This window comes from Nonomuraea sp. CX421 (assembly GCF_059358955.1).
This window is the reverse complement of the sequence record NZ_JCADBK010000015.1, coordinates 82,898-102,914: the sequence shown is the minus strand read 5'-3', so window position 1 is coordinate 102,914 and position 20,017 is coordinate 82,898. Positions and strand designations below refer to the sequence as shown.

Below are 20,017 nucleotides of genomic sequence, written 5' to 3'. Positions count from 1 at the left end.
GTCAGGCCGAGAAGGCCGGCTCTCTGCGAGCGGAGTCCCCGAACACCGGCTGGCCGACGGACACCGGGCAGAGCTGGCGGATCACATCGAGCACCTGGTCACGCAGGTAGCACGCGACCAGCCGGCCCTTCTCGTCGAAGTGCGGGCAGACGGGCGAGAGCACCAGCTCACCGCCCATCACCACGGCTCCCGCGGCGGACAGCTCCTTGTACAGCTCGGCCTGCGCCCACATGGCGCCGCAGGCCCGCGCGCTGGCGCTCATCACGGCGGCGTGCTTGCCCGCGAGCGCCCCGAAGGCCGACAGCCAGCCCAGCGTGTGGGTCAGCTCGGCGGGCAGCAGGCTGTGTTCGGGCGCGGTCAGCACCAGCCCGTCGGCCTCGTCCAGCGACCGGAGCAGCCCCGCCACCGGCTCGGGCGGCGGCCCGGGAACGTAGGGCGGCACCTCGGCCAGGTGCCGCCAGCAGCCGAACCGCACCCCGGGCGGCAGCTCGCGGCCCACCGCCGTGAGCAGCCGGTTGACGAAGGACCCTGCGTGGAGGCTGGCGGCAATTCCAATGATTCGCACCCTCTACTCCCGCAGGGTCTCGATGTGTGCCCGATGTCGGAAACCTGCCCGATGTCGGGGATGACCAAGACCAGCCGCTGGTCAAGAGGCGACCGGGTTCATCAGGGCGCCGGCGACGACGCCCTCCGGTCAGCGCAGGGCGGCGCGTGCCTTTCGCTCCTCCCTGCGCGCGACGAACCTGGCGGCCGTGGTCTCGGTCTTGGCCAGGAACGCGGCCAGCTCCTCGCGGGCCCGCTCACCCTCGGCGTCGAGGCCGGTCTTGTCGAAGACGGCCCACTGCCGCAGCACGGGCATCAGCACGTCGTCGAGGTGGAGGCGCAGGTCGTAGATGCCCTCATGGGCGATGATCATGGCCTTGCGGGTGAAGCCCTCGATGCTGGAGCCCGGCATCTGGAAGGTGGTGACGACATCGGTCACGGCCCGCATGGTCTGGTTGGGGTCGAGCTCGAAGGCCGCCTTGAGCAGGTTGCGGTAGAAGAGCATGTGCAGGTTCTCGTCGGCGGCGATGCGGGCCAGCAGCCGCTCGCAGCCCTCGTCGCCCGAGGCCCTGCCGGTGTTGCGGTGCGCGATGCGGGTGGCCAGCTCCTGGAAGGAGACGTAGGCCAACTGCTGGAGCATGGTCCCGTAGTCGGTGATGTAGCCGGCTTCCATGTGGGTCATGCGGGCCCGCTCCAGCGCGACGGGGTCGACCGCGCGCGTCACGGTCAGGTAGTCGCGGATCGCCGTGCCGTGCCGGTCCTCCTCGGCGGTCCAGCGGTGCACCCACGTGCCCCACGCGCCGTCGCGGCCGAACGTCGTGGCGATCTCATGGTGGTAGCTGGGCAGATTGTCCTCGGTCAGGAGATTGACGATGAGCGAGACACGAGCGGCCTCGGGAATCTTGGAGTCGCTCTCCTGCCAGGCCTCGCCCTGGTAGAAGCCGTCGAAGTCACGGCCTTCGCTCCACGGGACGTACTCGTGCGGGAACCACTCCTTGGACATCTTGTGATGACGGTCGATCTCCACCGCCACCACGGGCTCCAGCTCGTGCAGCAGCTCCGTCTGAGACATCGCCATAGAAGATCCTCTCCTTCAGGTTACGGCACCGTAGGTTAGGCTACCCGAGGACGGCCGCCGTCCAATAAAGTGCCCCTATGCGACCGAGTGTCCGCGGTGTCCTGCTCGATCACGACGAGCGTCTGATGATCTTCCGGCGCACCGTGCCCGGCCGCCAGGTCTACTGGTCGGTGCCGGGCGGTCACGTCGAGCCGGAGGACGCCACGCTCGAGGACACCCTGCACAGGGAGCTCCTCGAGGAGCTGGGCGCCACCGTCTCCGGTGTCACCCCGCTGACCACGGTGAGTTACCCCTGGCGGGGCGGGATCAAAACCCAGCACGTGTACGGCTGCCGCCTGGTCGCCCTGGATCCGGCGCTGCGCCACGGCCCGGAGCTGGAGGACCCGGCGCGCGGGCACTACGAGGTGGTCCGGCTGCCGCTGCGCCGCTCGGAGATCACCTCCCGGCACGTCGTGCCGGAGCCGGTCGCCGACTACCTGTCGGCCACCATCACGGCCCTGCCCGGCCTCATCCCTCCCGGCGGTCCTCAATCTCCCACAGGTGGTCGATGACGTGCCAGGCGAGCCTGCGCACGGCGTAGCGGGGCGGCCAGGCGGTGACCGCGGGCGGCTCCCAGGGGCGTGACAGCACCTCGGCGAGCTCGTCGCGCATCGCGTCACGGTCCTGGCGCGAGGTGTACGGCTTGTGCCGCACACCCACCTTGCGGGCGTAGGAGCGCTCGGCGTCGACGACGTGGTGATAGATCTTCGTCAGGTCGCGCCCGCCCCCGCGTGGCCCCTTGCGCAGCTCTTCCGGCGAGACCGCCACGACCTCGTCGAACAGCTCCCACGCGGCCCGCAGCACCGCCACGTCACGCCCGGCCCGCTCGGCGTCGAGCGGCTCGTGGTCTGCCTCGGGCCTGGCCTCCGGCGCGCCGAAGTCGGTGCTCGTTCCGCCCGGCACCCGTTCGACGATCTCCGGCGGGCCCGGCTCGAACGTCAGCCCGGCCCGCTCGGCGATCACGCGGTAGCGCGGCAGGTAGTCCGTGAGCAGGTCGACGGCCGGCTGCTCGCCCTTGGCCACCCGGCACCAGCCGGGCCAGTCCAGCGAGCAGGCGAAAACCTTCTTGGGGCCGAACTCCAGGTAGACGCGATTCATGGGGGCCAGCCTGCCACCCATACCCGTCAGCCGCCGTCAGGTATGGCGGCCAGGCTCAGACCAGGTCGATGAGATCGGCGACCGAGTCGACCACCAGCGAGGGCCGGAAGGGGAAGCGGTCGATCTGGTGCCGCCGCGTGACGCCGGTGAGCACGAGGATGGTGTAGAGCCCGGCCTCCATGCCGCAGACGATGTCGGTGTCCATGCGGTCGCCGATCATGGCGGTGGTCTCGCTGTGACCCTCGATCTTGTTGAGGGCGCCGCGCATCATCCGGGGATTGGGCTTGCCGACGAAGTAGGGTTCGACGCCGGTCGCCTTGGTGATCAGCGCGGCGACGGCGCCGCAGGCGGGAAGGGAGCCCTCGGTGGACGGCCCCACCGGATCCGGATTCGTCGCGATGAATCGCGAGCCGCCCTCGATGAGGCGGATCGCCCGGGTGATCTGGGTGAAGCTGTAGGTCCGGGTCTCGCCCAGCACCACGTAGTCGGGGTCGAGGTCGGTCAGCACGTAGCCGGCGTCGTGCAGGGCCGTGGTCAGCCCGGCCTCACCGATCACATAGGCGGAGCCGCCGGGCCGCTGGTCGTCCAGGAACTCGGCGGTGGCCAGCGCGGAGGTCCAGATCGACGAGGGCGGCACGTGGAGGCCCGCGGCGGCCAGGCGTACCGAAAGGTCGCGCTGGGTGTAGATCGAGTTGTTGGTCAGCACCCTGAACGGCTTGCCCGAGTCGCTCAACCGCTTGATGAACTCGTCGGCGCCCGGGACCGGCCTGCCCTCGTGCACCAGAACGCCGTCCATGTCGGACAACCAGTAGTCGATCTGTTTACGCTCAGTCACCGCACCATCGTAGCGATCGGGGGTTGCCTGATCCGTACCCGGTATATGAACAATGTTCCCATGTCGTTCACCGAATCCGCCCATGACATGCGGGACGAGCTCGTCCGGCTGCGCCACTCGCTGCACACGACGCCCGAGGTCGGCCTCACCCTGCCGCGCACGCAGGAGAAGGTCCTCCAGGCACTCGACGGCCTCCCCCTGGAGATCACCACGGGGACGACGCTCAGCTCGGTCACGGCCGTGCTGCGCGGGGGCGCGGGCGGCGACGGGGAGGCGCCCTCGGTCCTGCTGCGCGGCGACATGGACGCACTGCCCGTCGCCGAGCGCAACGACCTGCCGTTCATCTCGCGGATCGACGGTCAGATGCACGCCTGCGGCCACGACCTGCACACCGCGATGCTGGCGGGCGCGGCGCACCTGCTGAGCGCGCAACGCGAGCGGCTCGCCGGCGACGTGATCTTCATGTTCCAGCCGGGAGAGGAAGGGCACGAGGGCGCCAAGCACATGATCGGCGAGGGCGTGCTCGACGCGGCGGGCGCCCGGCCCGTCGCCGCGTACGGCATGCACGTCGTCTCGGCGATGCTGCCGCCCGGCCTGTTCGCCTCACGGCCGGGGCCGATCATGGCGGCGGCCGACGTGTTCGCCGTGACGGTCAAGGGGCGCGGCGGGCACGGGTCCTCCCCGCACCGCGCGCTCGACCCGATCCAGGCCGGCTGCGAGATGGTGTCGGCGCTGCAGGCGATGGTCACCAGGACGTTCGACGTGTTCGATCCGGTGGTGGTGACCGTGGGCCAGTTCCACGCGGGCACTGTGGACAACGTGATCCCCGACGAGGCGTACTTCGAGGCGACGGTGCGCACGTTCAGCCCCGGCAACCGCAAGCTGGTGAAGCGGCGGCTGGTCGAGGTGGTCGAGGGCATCGCGGCGGCACACGGGCTGGACGTCGAGGCGTCGTTCGGCAGAGGCTACCCGGTGACGGTCAACGACGCGGACGAGGCCGGTTTCGCCGGGCGGACCGCCGACGAGCTGTTCGGTCCCAGCCGCTACTTCGTCTCCCCGCAGCCGGTGATGGGCTCGGAGGACTTCTCGTACGTGCTGGAGCAGGTGCCGGGCGCGTTCGTCTTCCTGGGCGCCTGCCCGCCGGACCTCGACCCGGCCTCCGCCCCCTACAACCACTCGCCGGAGGCGCGGTTCGACGACTCCGTCCTGCCGGACGGCGCGGCGCTGTACGCGTCGCTGGCGATGTCGCGGCTGGCCGTTCCGTAGGCTGGGCTGGTGATCGATCGCGTCGCCGTCGACGGCCGCCCGGGAGACGCCGCCGACCTGGGGCTGGCCATGGCCGCGCGCTACGGCCACTTCACCGCGATGCAGGTGCGGCGGGGCCGGGTGCGCGGCCTCGACCTGCATCTCGACCGCCTGGAGGAAGCCAACGCCGAGCTGTTCGGCGTGCCCCTCGACCGCGAGCTGGTCCTGGCCTCGGTCCGGGCGGCGCTCGGCGGCGAGCCCGACGCGAGCGTGCGGGTCATCGTGGCCGAGCGGGGCGGCGTCCGCGTGATCGCCACGGCGACGCCCCCGGCCGAGGTGGCCAGCACGCCGCGCGCCGTCGTCTCGGCCGCCTACCGGCGGTTCCTGCCGCACCTCAAGCACCTCGGCGGCTTCCCCCAGCTCCACCTGGGCGAGCGGGCCCGGGCGGCGGGCTACGACGAGGCGCTGCTCGTCGGTCCCGACGGCCGCATCTCCGAGGGTGCGATCACCAACCTGGGCTGCTTCGACGGCGAGCGGATCGTCTGGCCGGACGCGCCCATGCTGCGCGGCGTCACGATGCGGCTGCTGGAGCGCGGGCTGCCGAGCGTGCGCCGGCCGCTCACGGTCGCCGAGCTGCCGGCGCACCGGGCGGTGTTCCTGGCCAACTCGATCGGGGTCGTGCCGGTGGGCCGCGTCGACGACCTCGCGCTGAAGGTGGACGAGGACATCATGGCGCGGCTGATCGGAAAGTATGAGGAGACGCCGTGGGATCCGATCTGATGCGGGCGTGGGCAGTGGCCGAGCCGGGGCCGATGGCCACCGGGCCCCTGGTGATGGAGGAGCGGTCGATCCCCGAGCCCGGCCTGGGCGAGGTGCTGGTCAAGGTGGAGGCGTGCGGCGTGTGCCGTACCGACCTGCACCTGGCGGAGGGCGACCTGCCGCCGCGCCGGCCGCGCACCACGCCCGGCCACGAGGTCGTGGGGCGGGTGGTCGGCGGCGAGGGCCTGCCGCTGGGGTCGCGGGCCGGAGTCGCCTGGCTGAGGTCGACGTGCGGCGCGTGCCGCTACTGCCTGCGCGGGTCGGAGAACCTGTGCCCCTTCTCGGCCTACACCGGCTGGGACGCGGACGGCGGCTACGCCGAATACCTCACGGTCCCGGCCGCCTACGCCTACCCGCTGCCCGAGGACGTTCCGGCGGAGCGGCTGGCGCCGTTGCTCTGCGCCGGGATCATCGGCTACCGGGCGCTGCTCCGCTGCGAGCTGCCCGAGGGGGGACGGCTCGGCATCTACGGGTTCGGGGCCTCGGCGCACCTGACCGCCCAGGCCGCCATCGCCCAGGGCGCGACCGTGCACGTGGTGACCCGGGCCCCGGCCGCGCGGGAGCTCGCGCTGGAGCTCGGAGCCGCCTCCGCCGGCGCCACAGAGCCGCCCGAGCCGCTGGACGCGGCGATCCTGTTCGCGCCGGTGGGGACCCTCGTACCAGCTGCGCTCGAAGCACTCGAACGCGGGGGTACTCTGGCAGTCGCGGGGATCCATCTCACCGACATCCCTCAACTGAATTACCAGCGGCATCTGTTCCAAGAGCGGACCCTGCGGAGCGTGACCGCCAACACCCGTGACGACGGCCGGGCCTACCTCGACGTGGCGCTCACCCGTCCCCCACACGTGACGATCACGCCCTACCCGTTCGAATCCGCCGACCGGGCGCTGACCGACCTCGCCGACGACCGGGTCAGCGGTGCCGCCGTCCTGTTCTTTACCTGACCTCCCAGCACCGTGAAGCCGAGCGCCATTGTGCGAGGAGATGAAGGAAAGTTACATTAACCTCACAACGTCTGGAGATTATTGACGCACCCCTGGCGCGACCGTAGGGTCCGGTCAATCCCACAGATCTTTAACAGGTCCGACATCCCCCGGAGCGGCATTATGAAGCGACTAGCAGCGGCAGTGGCGTTGCTGGGCCTCGCCACCGTCACCGCGTGCAGCGGCGGCGGCACCACCAACAAGTCCTCTTCGGGCGGTGGCGGCGGGCTCTTCACCACGATCGACGTGAACAGGCCCGGCCTTGAGCAGTCGGCCCCGGCCAACCCGTACGCGCCCAAGGGCAACTCGTTCGTCGGCTACAACGCGATGAACATCGCCTGGGTCAAGAACCATCTGACGGATCCCAACCAGGCTCTCCCCGGCATCGCGGCGAGCTGGGAGATCGCCCCCGACAACTCCGCCATCACCCTCAAGCTCCAGCCGAACGCCAAGTGGTCCGACGGCAAGCCCGTCACCGCCGAGGACGTCAAGTTCTCCATCGGCGTCGCCTACACGCAGGGCAGCACGGCGTTCTCGATCACCCCCGGCGCGGCGGGAGCCGCCGCCGAGGTCACCGTCGTGGACGACGCGACCCTGAAGATCACGCAGGACATGGCCAACCCCAGCCCCAAGTTCGCCCGGGGCGTGTTCGACACCATCGTGCTGCCCGCGCACGTGTGGTCCAGCGTGCTGCCCGCCGACTTCTGGGACAAGCTCAAGGCCTCCCGAGGCGACGGCGCCGACGCCGAGAAGGCGCGCGAGGAGATCCTGGCCCTCGGCGAGAAGGTGCTCGCCTTCGCGCCGCCCAAGGACGTCTCGGCCGGCCCGTTCGTGCTGGAGCGGGTCAACCCGGGCGAGGCGCTGCTGGTCAAGAACAAGAACTTCTTCAACGCCGCCAACGTCGCCCCCGACCAGGTGAAGTTCCTCAACTACACCGGCAACGAGCAGATCTGGAACTACCTGACCGCCGGCAAGCTCGACCACTCGGCGTTCGTCGCCGCCCCGACCGACGTGATGAACCGGATCAAGGCCGCGCCGGGCAGCGACGTCATCAAGGGCTACTCGCCGGTGGCCGTGGGCCTGGCGTTCAACCAGTCCAAGAAGCCGTACGACAACGTGCACGTGCGCAGGGGCCTGGCCCACCTGATCAACCGCGAGGAGGTCACCAAGGTCGCCTCTCCCGAGGGCGGCACGGCGGCCGTCACGACCACCGGCATCCACCAGAAGGCCGCGCAGGCCTGGATCCCCGACACGCTGGGCGCGCTCGAGCCGTACAAGACCGACGTCGCGAAGGCCGAGAAGGAGTTCGAGGCGGCCGGCCTGACGAAGAAGGACGGCAAGTGGACCCTGGCCGACGGCAAGCCGTGGAAGGTGTCCATGCACGCGCCGGCGGGCTTCTCCGACTGGCTGTCGGCCCAGGAGAACATCAAGAGCCAGCTGATCAAGGTCGGCATCGACGCGGAGGTCGTGACCACCGCCGACTTCCCGCTCTACCTTGAGGAGCTGGACGCGGGCAAGTACGACGCCGGCTTCTGGCTGATGGCGCTCGGCCCCGCGCCGTACGACATCTACCAGCGTCTGTACGGCCGCTCCAACGGCTGGAACAACATCGCGGGCAAGGTCTCGCACTCCCCCGCCGGCAAGAACGGCAACTGGATGGGCGGCCCCGAGGAGATCGAGGTCGACGGCACCAAGGTCAACCCCGGTGAGCTGACCGCCAAGCTCAACTCCTCCACCGAGGAGGAGGCCAAGCCGATCATGGCGCAGCTGGCCAAGGCGGCCAACCAGGACCTGCCGGTCATCCAGCTCTGGGACTACGTCAACAACCAGTTCGTCAACAACAGCCGCTTCACCGGCTGGCCCACGGACGACGAGATCCTCCGCTCCGGCGCCAAGGTGCTCCTGTCCGGCGTGTGGATCCAGACCGGCATGATCAAGTCGAAGTCGTAAACTTATGACGCTTATCGCACGCCGACTCGCGGGCCATCTGGCCCGCGGGTTCGTCATGATTCTCGTGGTCGCCACGATCAGCTTCTTCATCGTCAACAACATCCCCGGCGACCCCATGGCCGCCAGGTTCGAGAAGCTGGTCGAGGGGGGCATGTCGCCCGAGGCCGCGGCGCAGGCCGTCAAGGTGCTGTACGGGTTCCAGCCGGACACCTCGCTCTGGCAGCAGTACCTCGACTACATGGCCGGGCTCCTCCGTCTCGACCTCGGCGAATCCATCACGAGGCCGGGCACCCCCGTCCTGGACGTGCTCGCCGAGAAGACGAAGTGGACCGTTCTACCGGTGCTGGCCGGCACCCTGCTCAGCTTCCTCGTCGGGATCATCCTCGGCGTCTACGCGGCCATCAAGCGCAAGGGCAAACTGGGCGACCTGCTGGCGATCTCCGGCTCGCTGCTGCACGGCATCCCGCAGTACGTGCTGGCGATGCTGCTCGTGGTGATCTTCGCGACCCTGATCCCCATCCTGCCCGCCGACGGGCCGGTGGACATCCTGTTCGAGCCGGGCCTCAACGCCGGCTATCTCGGCTCGCTCGCCGAGCACGCCGTGCTCCCGGTGGTCACCTACGCCCTGTCGGCGTACGGAGGCTGGATCCTGGCGATGAAGTCCAGTGTGGTCACCGTGCTGGGCGACGACTTCATCCTGGCCTCCGAGCTGCGCGGAATGAAGCGGTCGATCGTCTTCCGCTACATCGCGCGCAACGCGATCCTGCCGCTGTTCACGATCCTCGCCCTCTCCCTGGGGCTGTTGCTCGGCGGCGCCGTCTTCATCGAGAAGATCTTCAACTACCCGGGGCTCGGGCTGCTGCTCATCGACAGCGTCAACGAACGCGACTACGCCACGATGAGCGGGGCCTTCCTGCTGATCACGGTCGCGATCATCATCGCGAACATCGTCGCCGACCTGTTCTACACCGTGATCGACCCGCGGGTGCGAAGCGGAGAGGAGGCGGCATGAGCGCCACGCTGATCCCCGAGGCGGCGTCCGCCACCACCACCATGCGCCGTAACTTCTGGAGCGGCGTCTGGCGGGTGATGAAGCGCAAGCCCAGCCGGATGGCCGGTGTGGTCATCCTCGTGGGCTTCGCGTTCATGGGCGCCTTCGGGCCGATGTTCTTCCCCGACCACCTGCCCGGCGACGTCAACGCCCTCACCAAGCCGCCGAGCTGGGAGCACTGGTTCGGCACCGACCCGCAGGGCCGCGACGTGCTCGCGCTGGTCATCACCGGCTCCCGCTACGTGCTGCTCTGTGCCACGGTGACGGCCGTCATCACGGTCGTCCTCGGCACCGCTCTCGGCCTGTTCTCCGGCTTCAAGCGGGGCCGCTGGGACACCGTGCTCATGCGGATCACCGACATGAAGCTCACCATCCCCGGGCTGCCGCTGCTGCTGGTCCTGGCGACCGTGTGGAAGTTCAGCAGCCCGATCCAGATGGGCCTGGTGCTCGGCCTGCTGGGCTGGGGCGGCGTGGCGCGGGCGGTGCGCGCGCAGACGCTCTCGCTGCGCGAGCGCGGCTTCATCGAGGCGGCGCGCGGGCTCGGCCTGTCCACGTCGCACATCGTCGGCAGGGAACTGCTGCCGAGCATGGCCCCCTACATCGCGATGAACATGCTCATCTCGGTCACCGGCGCCGTCTACGCGCAGGTGGGCCTGTTCTTCCTCGGCGTGCTGCCCTACGAGTCGGACAACTGGGGCGTGATGCTCAACCTGGCGGTGTTCCAGGCCGGGGCGATGATCCAGCCGAACGCGCTCGGCTACCTGCTGGCGCCGCTGCTGGCGATCATGCTGCTCACGCTCGGCATCGTGCTCGTGGTCGACGCCATGGACGAGATCTTCAACCCCCGGCTGCGTGAGGAGTAACGGTGGCCCAGGCAACAACAGGGCAGGCGCCTGGCGTGCGCGTCGACGGCCTGACGGTCGTCTACAAGACGCCGGCCGGCGAGCTGCCCGCCGTGCGCGACGTCAGCCTGACGCTGGAGCCCGGCTCGATCACCGGCATCGTCGGCGAGTCCGGCTCCGGCAAGTCCACGCTGGCGCTGTCGCTGCTGAACGCGGTGCAGCCGCCCGGCCGGATCTCCGCGGGCAGCGTGCAGATCGACGGCCTGGGCGACGTCGTGGGCCTCGAGGGCGAACGGCTCCGCAAGGCTAGGGGCGCGCACATCGGGTACGTCTTCCAGGCCGCCCAGAACTCCCTGAACCCGCTCAAGACGGTCGGCAAGCAACTGCTCGACCTGGGCCGTTCGCACGGCGTCGAGGATCGGCGCGGCCTGCTCCGCGAGGCCCAGGAGCTGCTCGGCCGGATGGGCCTCGACGGGGCCCGGGTGCTCGACTCCTACCAGCACGAGCTGTCCGGCGGCATGCGCCAGCGGGTCGGCATCATGCTGGCGCTGGTGCTCAACGCACAGGTGGTCGTCCTCGACGAGCCGACCACCGCGCTGGACATGATCACGCAGGCCAACATCCTGAAGATCGTCCGTGAGGTGCACGCCGAGCGCGGGCTCACCACGCTGGTCATCACGCACGACATCGGCGTGGTCGCCGAGGTGGCCGACCGGCTCGCGGTCATGTACGGCGGGCGGCTGGTCGAGCAGGGCCCCACGCGGCAGGTGCTGGGCGACCCGCGCCACCCCTACACCAAGGGCCTGATCAAGGCGATCCCCCGGCTGGTCGGCGACATCGACCAGGCGCGGGCACTGCCGGGCCGGCCGCCGACGCTGGCGACCGTTCCCAAGGCGGGGTGCGTGTTCAGGGAGCGGTGCGCGCTGCGGATGGACATCTGCGACACCGACGATCCGGCGGCGGTCGCGCACGGGCCGAGGATCGTGGCCTGCCATGCGGTGAAGGTGAAGGAGCACGCGTGATCACGGGCAACGGCATCGTCAAGACCTTCAAGCAGCGGGGCAACATGCTCGGCGCGCGGGAGGTGCGGGCGCTGCGGGGAGTGGACTTCTCGATCCCGAAGGGCGGCGCGGCGTCGTTCATCGGCGAGTCGGGCTGCGGCAAGACGACGCTCGGGCGGATCATCGCCGGGCTGGAGACGTACGACGACGGCGAGATCGTCATCGACGGCGTCCCGATGTCGTCGCTCACGCTCAAGCGGCGCCAGCCGCACTTCCGCAAGATCCAGATGATCCACCAGGACCCCTACTCGGCCCTGAACCCGACCCGCACGGTCCACCAGACCCTGCGCGCCCCGCTGGCGCTGCGGGCGAAGCAGACCGGGCGGTCCAAGGCGTGGATGGACGAGCGCGCGGCCGAGGTGCTGTCGCTGGTCGGCCTCGACCCGGCGACGGTGCTGGCCCGCTACCCGCACCAGCTGTCGGGCGGCATGCGCCAGCGCGTGGTCATCGCCAGGGCGCTGACCGTCGACCCCGAGATGCTCGTCGCCGACGAGGCGGTCTCGATGATCGACGTGTCGCTCCGGCTCGGCATCCTGGCGCTGCTGAAGGACCTGCGCGAGCGGCTCGGGGTCAGCGTGCTGTTCATCACGCACGACGTGGCCACGGCCCGCTACATCGGCGACGACGGCGACCTGTACGTCATCTACCGGGGTCAGGTCGTGGAGCGCGGCCCGGTCGACACGGTGATCGCGGACCCGGTGCACCCCTACACACAGTCGCTGCTGTCGGCCATCCCGGTCCTGCACGGGCTGGAGCTGCCGGGCGAGCAGCCGGTGACGCCACTGGAGGCGCTGAACGCGGGCCAGGACGACCTCGGCTGCCTGTTCGCGCCCCGCTGCCCGTTCCGCGGCGAACGGTGCGACACGGAGCGGCCGCTGCTTCAGCTGACGGAGGGGGTGCCGCAGGAGCACGCGTGCTTCCACCCCGAGCGCCGCAGTGTCATCGCCCGGCCGATGAGCGAGGTTTGACGCCGTGACCCACGCCGACGATGCCATGGAACGTACCCGGCCCCCGGCCGGCGGCCCCGCCGCGGACCGGGCGGCCGCCGGAGCGGTCTCCGCGGACCTGATGGGGACCGGCGCGGCCGCCCCGGCCGCCGATCTGGCCGTCGCGGCCGAGGTGGCGAGGGAGGCGCTCGTGCTCGACTCCGAGGAGGCGCCCGCGCTGGTCGCCCGGCTGGCCGACCCGCCCGCCGACCGCAGGTGGACGGCGCTGGTGTCCGGAGGCGGGGTCGTCATGGCGTCCATGTCCACGCGCGATCCGCTGGTCGGGCACGTCGACCTGCTCGCCGTACATCCTCGGGAGCAGGGGCGCGGGCGCGGCCGGGAGCTGGTGCGCGCGGCCGAGGAGTGGCTGCGGGCGCAGGGGGCCACGCAGGCGCGCTTCGCCGGCAACGCTCCGTGCTACGCCTGGCCGGGCATCGACGTGCGCTACACCGCCGCCGCCTGCCTGGCCGAGAGCCTCGGCTACGAGCGCTACCACGTGGCCTGGAACATGACGGCCGACCTGTCCCCCGGCCCGCCCACCGGCCCACTCACCGGCCAGGCCGCCGACGGCCCCGACTCCGAGCCGTCCGCCGATCGTCTCGCCACGGACGACGACGTGGCGCGGCTGGCGCGTGACGGGGTGAGCGTGCGCGCGGCAGGGGCCGATCGCGAGCGGGTCGTCGCGTTCGTCGACGAGCACTGGAACGACCGCTGGGCCTGGGAGGCGGCCAACGCCGCCGGGCTGCACTACGCCGAGCGCGGGGGCGAGGTGCTGGCGTTCGCCGCCTGGGGCGCGCGACCGGCCTGGTTCGGCCCGATGGGCACCGCGCCCGCGGCGCGCGGGCTGGGCCTGGGCGGCGTGCTGCTGCGCCGCTGCCTGGCCGAGCAGCGCGCCGCCGGGCAGCGCACCGCCCAGATCGGCTGGGTCGGGCCGCTGCGGTTCTACTCGCGCGCCGTGGGCGCGCGAGCCGAACGCGTCTTCTGGCTCTACCGGCGCGATCTTGCGTGAGATGTCAGGAATAGAGCAGGCGGCCTTCGGGATGAGCGGGTTCGGGACACAGGGCCCGCGGGTCCTCCCCCGCGTCCAGGCACCGGGTGAGGGCGCCGGACCCCCAGAGCTGGTCCAGCTGCAGCTCGGGCCCCCGCCAGGCGAAGTCTCCGGCGTAGAGCTCGCGGGCCACGTGCAGCATCGACAGGCCCGTCAGCACCGGCCGGAACGCCACCGGGTCGTGCACGTGCGACTGGACCCCGCGCGCGGGGGCCCCCGCGTGCTTGTGGAACATCGGCGTGAACCATGTCTCACGGAACCGCACACCGGGCAGCCCGAGCGCGTTGAGCGCCGGGGCGAACCTCTCGTCCACGTACGGCGCGCCGACCAGCTCGAACGGCCGGGTGGTGCCGCGCCCCTCGGAGAACGTGGTGCCCTCGAACAGCCCGGTCCCCGGGTAGACGAGCGCGGTGTCGGGGGTCGGCATGTTGACCGACGGCATCACCCAGGGCAGGCCGGTGTCCGCGAAGGTCATCTCGCGCCGCCAGCCCTCCATCCTCACCACGTGCAGGTCCAGGTCGAAGCCGAAGAGCAGGGCCAGCTCCCCCGCCGTCCTGCCGTGCCGCAGCGGCAGCGGGAACCTGCCGACGAAGCTGGCGAACTCCAGGTCGAGCGGCGGTCCCTCCGTCACGGTGCCGCCGAGCGGGTTGGGGCGGTCGAGCACCACGAAGCGCAGCCCGAGCCGGGCGGCCGACGCCATCAGGTCGTACATGGTCCAGACGTAGGTGTAGAAGCGGGCGCCGACGTCGGCGATGTCGAAGACGAGCGTGTCGACGCCGGAGCGGGCCACCATTTCGTCCAGCGCCGCCCCGTCGATGGCGTGGGTGTCGAAGACCGGCAGGCCGGTCCCGGGATCGGTGGTGTCGCCCTCGCCGAAGCCCGCCTGCGCGGTGCCGCGGATGCCGTGCTCGGGGCCGAACAGCGCGGTCAGCGGCACGCCGGCCGCCGTCAGCGCGTCCGGCGTGGGGGTGAGGTCGGGCAGGACGCCGGTGGGGTTCGTGATCAGGCCGAGCCGGTGGCCGGCCGCCAGTGCGGGATCCGCGGCCAGCCGTTCGGCGCCGGTTCTTACGTACGTCATGAACCCATTGTCTGAAAGATATTTACAAGAGAGAAGTAAAGGGTGGAAATTAGCGTCATGATTGATCCACTACCTGAGCTGTCCACCGAGCAGAGCGACCCCCGCTACAGCCAGATCGACCGGCTGCCGACCGAGCGCATCGCCCGTCTGATGAACCAGGCCGACGCCGCGGTGCCCGCCGCCGTCGCGGTGGTCATCCCGGCCATCTCCGCCGCCATCGACGCGATCGCCGCGCGGATGGGCGCGGGCGGGCGGCTGCTGTACGTCGGCGCGGGCACGTCGGGCCGGCTGGCCGTGCTCGACGCCTCCGAGTGCCCGCCCACCTTCGGCACCGACCCCGAGCTGGTGCAGGGGATCATCGCGGGCGGCCCGGAGGCGCTCACGCGGTCGGTCGAGGGCGCGGAGGACGACGACGAGGCGGGCGGCGCCGCGATGGCCGGGCTGGACGTGGGGCCGCTCGACTCGGTGGTGGGCGTCTCGGCCAGCGGGCACGCGCCGTTCGTGCTGGGCGCCCTGGCGGAGGCGGGCCGGCGCGGCGCGCTCACCGTCGGGCTGTCGTGCAACGACCGCGCCCCCTTGTCGGCGGCCGCCGAGCACGCGATCGAGGTCGTCGTGGGCCCCGAGGTGGTGACCGGCTCCACCCGGCTGAAGGCGGGCACCGCCCAGAAGCTGGTGCTCAACATGATCTCGACCATCTCGATGGTTCGGCTGGGCCGTACCTATGGGAACGAGATGATCGAGATGTCGGCGATGAACAGCAAGCTCGCGGGACGGGCGCTGCGCATGGTCAGGGACATCACCGGCGCCGACCACGAGACGGCGGCGCAGGCGCTGGACTCGGCGGGCGGGCAGGCCAAGACCGCGGTGGTGATGATCCAGCACGGGCTCGACGCCGCGGGGGCGCGCGCGCTGCTGGAGTCGCACGGTGAGCGGCTCAGCGACGCGCTGAGCGGCTGATCGCACAGGGGTGACACGGGGACGGGGAGGGGGGACGATGTCCGACCGGTTGGACGCGATCCTGGCGGGCGCAGCGCCGGGGACGTGCTCGGCGGCGGTCGCGCTGATCGCCGTGGACGGAGCGGTCGTGGCGTCCTCGGCCACCGGCGAGCTGGTCCGTCACCTGGACGCGACGGGGACGCTCGCCCCCGACCGGCCGCCGGCGCGCCGCGACTCCATCTTCGACCTGGCCTCGATCAGCAAGCTGTTCACCACGGCCGTCGTGCTCTCACTGGCCGAGGAGGGGCGGCTGGGCCTGGACGAGCCGGTGAGCGCCTGGCTCCCCGGGCGCGATCCGCGGATCACGCCGCGCCGCCTGCTCACCCACACGGCGGGGCTGCGGCCCACCCGCCGCGTCGATCTGGAGTTGCCCGGCGCCGGCCCGGCCGCCCGCCTGGCGGCCATCACGGACACGCCGGTCACCCGGCCCGTCGGCGGGCCCTACCTCTACACCGACGTCGGCATGGTCATGATGGGGCACGTCGCCGAACTGGCCGGCGGCGCGCCGCTGGACGACCTGGTCCGCGCCCGGGTGACCGGCGTGCTGGGACTGGCCGACACCTGCTACCGTCCGGGACCGGAGGCGCTGACGCGCGTCGCCGCCACCGAGTGGAAGGCCGAACGCCCCGGGCCGGGCTGCGTGCGGGGCGAGGTGCACGACGAGACCTCCTACGCGCTCGGCGGCGTGGCGGGGCACGCGGGACTGTTCGCCACGGCCGACGACGTGCTGACCTTCGGCGAGACGCTGCGGCTCGGCGGCGGCGCGATGCTGCGTCCCGTCACCGTGGCCGAGATGCTGCGCGACCAGGGGGCGTCGGGGGCGGAGTTCCGCCACGGGCTGGGCGTGCGGATCGGCGACCCGGCCATCGTCGGGCCGCTGACCGGCGCCTTCGGCCACTCGGGCTTCACCGGCACCTCGCTCGTCTTCGACCCCGTCCGCCGGCTGACCGTCGTGCTGCTGACCAACGCCGTGCACCCGGTGCGCGGGCGCGACGGCATCCGCGCCCTGCGCCACGCCGTCGCCGCCGAGGCCCTCCGCCTCGCCTCCCAGGCCGGCGCGTAGCGCCTCCCGGCTTCACGCGGTGGGACTCAGGGCCTCCAGCGCCTCCTCGGCGCGGCGCATGGCCTCCTTGGCGTCGGCGGAGGCGATCTCCCGATCGAAGTTCAGGTCGTGGAAGACGTCCGTCACGCCCTTGGCCGCCAGGTCCGCCACGTCCGCCCTGATGTCCTCGTAGGAGCCCGTGAGCGGGCGCCGGTCGTCGCCGCCGGGCCGGACCTGGGTGACGCCCCGGCACACGAAGCGCAGCGCCGCCGGGTCGCGCCCGGCCCGCGCCGCCGCCTCCTTGACGGCGGCGACGCGCGGGGCGATGCCCGCCAGGTCCTCGCGGCTGGAGCTCACCCAGCCGTCGGCCAGCCGCCCGGCCCGGCGCAGCGCCACCTCGGCGGTGCCGCCCAGCAGGATCGGCGGCGCCGGCGACGGCTTGGGGTCGAGATGGGAGGGCGGGATCCGGTAGAACTCGCCGTGGTGCTCGACGACGTCGTCGGTCCAGGCCTTGCGCAGCACCTCGACGAACTCCTCGCCCCGGCGCCCGCGACGCTCAAAACCCGTGCCCATGGCCTCGAACTCCTCGGGCAGCCAGCCCAGCCCCAGCCCGGCCGTCAGCCTGCCGCCCGAGACCGTCTGCAACGTGGCGAGCTGCTTGGCCAGCAGCACCGGCGGGACATAGGAGTTGATCACGGCCACTCCCAGCCGCACGGTGCTCGTCACCCCGGCCAGGTAGGAAAGTGTGACCACCGGGTCATGCACGCTGCGGTAGGTCGGCCCCATCGTGTGCCCGACGGGATAGAGCAGCCGCTGGAACGTCCACAGCTCGTGGTAGCCGAGCTCCTCGGCCCGCGTGGCGACGCGCCGCATGTTGTCCGGGGTGGCCCAGGCGCCCGACTGGGGCACGGCGAAACCGATTCTCATGCCCCCTAGTCTGTACGAGTGGATCTCGAGGGGGAACTCGCCCGCGTCGCGGGCGCGTACGGCGGTTCCGGCGACCCCGTGGTCCATCCCACGCGCACCGACGTGGTGGTCGTGCGCCGGGGCGAGGTCGTGGTCAAGGCCCACTCGCTCCGCGACGATCCCGACTCGCTGCGGCCCCGGCTGGCGGCCACGGCCTCGGCCGCGCTGAGCGGCGTGATGCTCGCCCCGCTGGATCCCGAGGTGCTGAAGGTGGGCGACCGGGCGGTCACCGTCTGGCCCGCCGGGCGGCCGGTCTCCCCCGACGATCCCGACGCGGCGCCCTGGGAGGAGGGGGCCAGGCTGCTGGCCAGGCTGCACGCCGTGCCTCTCACGCTGCTGCCGCCGCTGCCGCCGGCGCGCGGCCCGGAGCGGGCCGCGCGGGCGGTCCGCCGCATGCCCGGCGACGGCCCCGTCGAACGACTGTTACGGCTGACGTTCGACCGGCTGCCCCCGCCGGAGCCGCGGCCCGGCCTGCTCACCCACGGCGACTGGCACCTGGGCCAGCTGGTCCGGCGCGACGGCTGGCTGCTCATCGACATCGACGACCTCGGTGTCGGCGACCCGGCCTGGGACCTGGCCAGGCCCGCCGCCTGGTACGCCGCCGGGCTGCTCGACCCGGCCGTCTGGGGCCGGTTCCTGGGCGCCTACCTGGCCTCGGGCGGGCCCGCGCTGGGCGCCGGCGACGACCCGTGGCGCCTGCTCGACCGGCCTGCCAGGGCGCTGACCGTGCAACTGGCCGCGGTGGCCGTGCTCAACGCCGCCCGGGATGGCCGGGAACTCGACGAGGTCGAGCATTCGTTGATCGAGGCGTGCAACAGAATCGTCAGAGCATGACGCCGTTGCGCGCGGTAGGTTTTCCTCACAGATCCCAGGCCAAGGAGACCGACTAGAGATGCAGTGCCCGAAGTGCCGCGGCAACATGCGGACCTATGAGCGCAATGGCGTCCACATCGAACAGTGCGACAACTGCCGGGGGATTTTCCTCGACTACGGCGAGCTCGAGTCGCTGACCCAGATGGAGTCCAGCTGGCACTCCACTCCCCCGCCTCCGGCTCCCGGCGGCCCCGCCTGGGGGGCGCCGCGTCACGGCGGCCCCCACTACGGCGGGCACCACCACCGGAAGAACAGCTGGGTGGGGATGCTGTTCTCGTCCTGACGTCATCCGGCGCCGGCTGTCGGCAGCTGACGCCGCCTGACGTCCTCTGATGGCGAAGGGCCGCACACACGGGGTGCGCGGCCCTTCGACGCGCCCGGGCGCGGGGTCAGCCGGGGAAGTCCTCGGGGTCCACGGCCGAGGTGCGGGCGTTGCCGCCGGAGATGGCGTGCAGCGTGATCCGCCAGTCGTGCCAGAGGATCTGCGTGGCGGTGAACGTCGTCTTGAACGTGACCGGCTTCGAGAAACGCTCGAAGCTGCACTGGCGGGTGAACGACCCGTTTCGGCCGTCCCAGTCGACGCCGTGCGTGAAGTAGATCTTGTACGTGCCGTCGCGGACGCCGCCGACCTTGAACTTCGCCTTCCTGCGCACGTAGACGCTGAACTCCTTGGTCTTGCCGCGCATGACGGTGACGACCGCGTCACGGGTGCCGCCGTTGTGGATCTGTAGCGAGCTGCGGCCGTTCAGGGTGCCCCGGCGGATGTAGCTGCCATTGCCGAGCCGCCGGGTCTTCTTGCTCGCGGCCTTCACCGTGACCACGTCGGCCGGGTAGTCGCCGGCCTTCTGGAGCGCTTCGCCCGCGTCGTCGAGCGCCTTGAGCCGGTCGTCGAGGTCGGTCAGCACGGCCGAGGAGGTGCACAGGTCGCGGCTGCCGACCCTGCCCGCCGTCGAGCCGAGCCCGGTGGCGAACTCACGCAGGCTGGCCACGTACGCCTCGTGCTGCGGCCGTACGTCCTCGGGCGGGGTGAGCGCGGCCAGCGTGTCGGCGCCGCCGGCCAGCGCCTCCTGGGCCCGGCCGACGCGCTGGTCGAGCGTCTTGACCGTGCGCGCGCCGACCATGGACTTGATCGCGCCGGTGACGGTCTTCCGCGTGGCGGCCAGCTCGGTCTTGTACGCCTCGGGGTCGAGCGCGGCGGCGGTGGGAGTGCCCGAGGGGGCGCCCGAGCCGGTGGACGCCGAGGTGTCGGGGACGGAGGTCGGGCCGCCGGCCACGCCGCTGGCCCTGGGCTCGCCGCCGGTCGGCGCCGACGGGGTCGCGGTGCACGCGGCCAGCGTCAGGGTCGCCAGGGCGAGTGCACAGGAGATTGATCGGGTGGCTGCCACCTGCCACACTATCGCCCGATTGATCCCCGGACGTCAATCTCACTCCAGCCAGTCCACCGCTACCACCTGGTGGTTTCGGGGATAGCGGGGGGACACCGG

At 71.6% G+C, this 20,017-nt stretch carries 21 protein-coding genes; 14 read left to right on the top strand and 7 right to left on the bottom strand.

Going from position 1 to position 20,017, the window contains the following annotated elements; translation table 11 throughout:
* Position 1: 1 nt before the first annotated feature.
* Both AC5L3X_RS25345 and AC5L3X_RS25340 read right to left on the bottom strand, forming a co-directional pair.
* Positions 2-565: an NADPH-dependent FMN reductase gene (locus AC5L3X_RS25345; RefSeq protein WP_189125345.1), complete on the bottom strand. Its 564-nt coding sequence runs from the start codon at positions 563-565 to the stop codon at positions 2-4.
* A gap of 129 nt (positions 566-694) precedes the next feature.
* Positions 695-1,621: an acyl-ACP desaturase gene (locus tag AC5L3X_RS25340; protein WP_494860111.1), complete on the bottom strand. Its 927-nt coding sequence runs from the start codon at positions 1,619-1,621 to the stop codon at positions 695-697.
* 77 nt (positions 1,622-1,698) lie between these two features.
* Here AC5L3X_RS25340 and AC5L3X_RS25335 point away from each other — a divergent pair, with 77 nt between their 5' ends.
* On the top strand, positions 1,699-2,172 hold the full coding sequence (locus AC5L3X_RS25335; RefSeq protein WP_494860110.1) for an NUDIX domain-containing protein: 474 nt from the start codon (positions 1,699-1,701) through the stop codon (positions 2,170-2,172).
* Here AC5L3X_RS25335 and AC5L3X_RS25330 read toward each other — a convergent pair.
* Positions 2,129-2,758 carry a hypothetical protein gene (locus AC5L3X_RS25330; RefSeq protein WP_494860108.1) on the bottom strand — a complete coding sequence of 210 codons (630 nt, stop codon included), beginning with the start codon at positions 2,756-2,758 and terminating at the stop codon, positions 2,129-2,131. The genes AC5L3X_RS25335 and AC5L3X_RS25330 overlap by 44 nt on opposite strands.
* Positions 2,759-2,813: 55 nt before the next feature.
* Positions 2,814-3,593 carry an HAD-IIA family hydrolase gene (locus AC5L3X_RS25325; RefSeq protein WP_494860106.1) on the bottom strand — a complete coding sequence of 260 codons (780 nt, stop codon included), beginning with the start codon at positions 3,591-3,593 and terminating at the stop codon, positions 2,814-2,816.
* A gap of 60 nt (positions 3,594-3,653) precedes the next feature.
* Between AC5L3X_RS25325 and AC5L3X_RS25320 the strand changes: the two genes are divergently transcribed.
* The 9 genes from AC5L3X_RS25320 to AC5L3X_RS25280 all read left to right on the top strand — a co-directional run bounded on the left by AC5L3X_RS25320 (position 3,654) and on the right by AC5L3X_RS25280 (position 13,539).
* Entirely contained in the window at positions 3,654-4,859 is a 1,206-nt protein-coding gene (locus AC5L3X_RS25320; protein ID WP_494860105.1) for a M20 metallopeptidase family protein, read from the top strand.
* 9 nt (positions 4,860-4,868) lie between these two features.
* A complete protein-coding gene (locus AC5L3X_RS25315; RefSeq protein ID WP_494860104.1) occupies positions 4,869-5,618 on the top strand; it encodes an aminotransferase class IV in 750 nt (249 codons plus the stop codon).
* A complete protein-coding gene (locus AC5L3X_RS25310; RefSeq protein WP_494860102.1) occupies positions 5,603-6,601 on the top strand; it encodes a zinc-binding alcohol dehydrogenase family protein in 999 nt (332 codons plus the stop codon). The genes AC5L3X_RS25315 and AC5L3X_RS25310 overlap by 16 nt, the downstream gene beginning before the upstream one ends.
* Before the next feature lie 162 nt (positions 6,602-6,763).
* On the top strand, positions 6,764-8,590 hold the full coding sequence (locus AC5L3X_RS25305) for an ABC transporter substrate-binding protein (protein WP_494860101.1): 1,827 nt from the start codon (positions 6,764-6,766) through the stop codon (positions 8,588-8,590).
* A gap of 4 nt (positions 8,591-8,594) precedes the next feature.
* The gene (locus tag AC5L3X_RS25300) at positions 8,595-9,602 is read left to right on the top strand and encodes an ABC transporter permease (protein WP_189125338.1); all 1,008 of its coding nucleotides are present in this window, start codon (positions 8,595-8,597) and stop codon (positions 9,600-9,602) included.
* Positions 9,599-10,504 carry an ABC transporter permease gene (locus AC5L3X_RS25295; protein ID WP_494860098.1) on the top strand — a complete coding sequence of 302 codons (906 nt, stop codon included), beginning with the start codon at positions 9,599-9,601 and terminating at the stop codon, positions 10,502-10,504. The genes AC5L3X_RS25300 and AC5L3X_RS25295 overlap by 4 nt, the downstream gene beginning before the upstream one ends.
* A 2-nt stretch (positions 10,505-10,506) precedes the next feature.
* Complete coding sequence (locus AC5L3X_RS25290; protein WP_494860097.1) at positions 10,507-11,505, top strand: ABC transporter ATP-binding protein; 999 nt, start codon at positions 10,507-10,509, stop codon at positions 11,503-11,505.
* Positions 11,502-12,512, top strand: a complete 1,011-nt coding sequence (locus AC5L3X_RS25285; RefSeq protein ID WP_494860095.1) for an ABC transporter ATP-binding protein — start codon at positions 11,502-11,504, stop codon at positions 12,510-12,512. Before AC5L3X_RS25290 ends, AC5L3X_RS25285 begins: the two co-directional genes overlap by 4 nt.
* 4 nt (positions 12,513-12,516) lie before the next feature.
* Positions 12,517-13,539, top strand: a complete 1,023-nt coding sequence (locus tag AC5L3X_RS25280) for a GNAT family N-acetyltransferase (protein ID WP_494860094.1) — start codon at positions 12,517-12,519, stop codon at positions 13,537-13,539.
* A gap of 4 nt (positions 13,540-13,543) precedes the next feature.
* On the opposite strand, the gene AC5L3X_RS25275 is transcribed toward AC5L3X_RS25280, so the two are convergent.
* A complete protein-coding gene (locus tag AC5L3X_RS25275) occupies positions 13,544-14,656 on the bottom strand; it encodes an exo-beta-N-acetylmuramidase NamZ family protein (protein WP_494860092.1) in 1,113 nt (370 codons plus the stop codon).
* 57 nt (positions 14,657-14,713) lie between these two features.
* On the opposite strand from AC5L3X_RS25275, the gene murQ reads away from it, so the two are divergent.
* Both murQ and AC5L3X_RS25265 read left to right on the top strand, forming a co-directional pair.
* Positions 14,714-15,613, top strand: a complete 900-nt coding sequence (gene murQ / locus AC5L3X_RS25270) for an N-acetylmuramic acid 6-phosphate etherase (protein ID WP_494860090.1) — start codon at positions 14,714-14,716, stop codon at positions 15,611-15,613.
* 37 nt (positions 15,614-15,650) lie between these two features.
* Positions 15,651-16,715, top strand: coding sequence for a serine hydrolase domain-containing protein (locus AC5L3X_RS25265; protein ID WP_494860089.1), 1,065 nt, complete (start codon positions 15,651-15,653; stop codon positions 16,713-16,715).
* Between the two features lie 12 nt (positions 16,716-16,727).
* Here the strand turns inward: AC5L3X_RS25265 and AC5L3X_RS25260 are convergent, their stop codons facing one another.
* Entirely contained in the window at positions 16,728-17,621 is an 894-nt protein-coding gene (locus tag AC5L3X_RS25260; RefSeq protein WP_494860087.1) for a TIGR03619 family F420-dependent LLM class oxidoreductase, read from the bottom strand.
* Positions 17,622-17,639: 18 nt separating this feature from the next.
* On the opposite strand from AC5L3X_RS25260, the gene AC5L3X_RS25255 reads away from it, so the two are divergent.
* Together AC5L3X_RS25255 and AC5L3X_RS25250 are read left to right on the top strand one after the other, a co-directional pair.
* The gene (locus tag AC5L3X_RS25255; RefSeq protein ID WP_494860086.1) at positions 17,640-18,494 is read left to right on the top strand and encodes a phosphotransferase family protein; all 855 of its coding nucleotides are present in this window, start codon (positions 17,640-17,642) and stop codon (positions 18,492-18,494) included.
* A 58-nt stretch (positions 18,495-18,552) separates the two neighbouring features.
* Positions 18,553-18,816, top strand: a complete 264-nt coding sequence (locus AC5L3X_RS25250; RefSeq protein WP_189125330.1) for a TFIIB-type zinc ribbon-containing protein — start codon at positions 18,553-18,555, stop codon at positions 18,814-18,816.
* 106 nt (positions 18,817-18,922) lie between these two features.
* On the opposite strand, the gene AC5L3X_RS25245 is transcribed toward AC5L3X_RS25250, so the two are convergent.
* Positions 18,923-19,918, bottom strand: a complete 996-nt coding sequence (locus tag AC5L3X_RS25245) for a hypothetical protein (protein WP_494860084.1) — start codon at positions 19,916-19,918, stop codon at positions 18,923-18,925.
* Positions 19,919-20,017 lie beyond the last annotated feature (99 nt).

Excerpts from the sequence above, each read along its gene's own strand:
- AC5L3X_RS25340 (WP_494860111.1), bottom strand. The coding sequence starts at position 1,621 with ATGGCGATGTCTCAGACGGAGCTGCTGCACGAGCTGGAGCCCGTGGTG.
- AC5L3X_RS25335 (WP_494860110.1), top strand. The coding sequence starts at position 1,699 with ATGCGACCGAGTGTCCGCGGTGTCCTGCTCGATCACGACGAGCGTCTG.
- AC5L3X_RS25330 (WP_494860108.1), bottom strand. The coding sequence starts at position 2,758 with ATGAATCGCGTCTACCTGGAGTTCGGCCCCAAGAAGGTTTTCGCCTGC.
- AC5L3X_RS25320 (WP_494860105.1), top strand. The coding sequence starts at position 3,654 with ATGTCGTTCACCGAATCCGCCCATGACATGCGGGACGAGCTCGTCCGG.
- AC5L3X_RS25305 (WP_494860101.1), top strand. The coding sequence starts at position 6,764 with ATGAAGCGACTAGCAGCGGCAGTGGCGTTGCTGGGCCTCGCCACCGTC.
- AC5L3X_RS25300 (WP_189125338.1), top strand. The coding sequence starts at position 8,595 with ATGACGCTTATCGCACGCCGACTCGCGGGCCATCTGGCCCGCGGGTTC.
- AC5L3X_RS25295 (WP_494860098.1), top strand. The coding sequence starts at position 9,599 with ATGAGCGCCACGCTGATCCCCGAGGCGGCGTCCGCCACCACCACCATG.
- AC5L3X_RS25275 (WP_494860092.1), bottom strand. The coding sequence starts at position 14,656 with ATGACGTACGTAAGAACCGGCGCCGAACGGCTGGCCGCGGATCCCGCA.
- murQ (WP_494860090.1), top strand. The coding sequence starts at position 14,714 with ATGATTGATCCACTACCTGAGCTGTCCACCGAGCAGAGCGACCCCCGC.
- AC5L3X_RS25265 (WP_494860089.1), top strand. The coding sequence starts at position 15,651 with ATGTCCGACCGGTTGGACGCGATCCTGGCGGGCGCAGCGCCGGGGACG.
- AC5L3X_RS25260 (WP_494860087.1), bottom strand. The coding sequence starts at position 17,621 with ATGAGAATCGGTTTCGCCGTGCCCCAGTCGGGCGCCTGGGCCACCCCG.
- AC5L3X_RS25250 (WP_189125330.1), top strand. The coding sequence starts at position 18,553 with ATGCAGTGCCCGAAGTGCCGCGGCAACATGCGGACCTATGAGCGCAAT.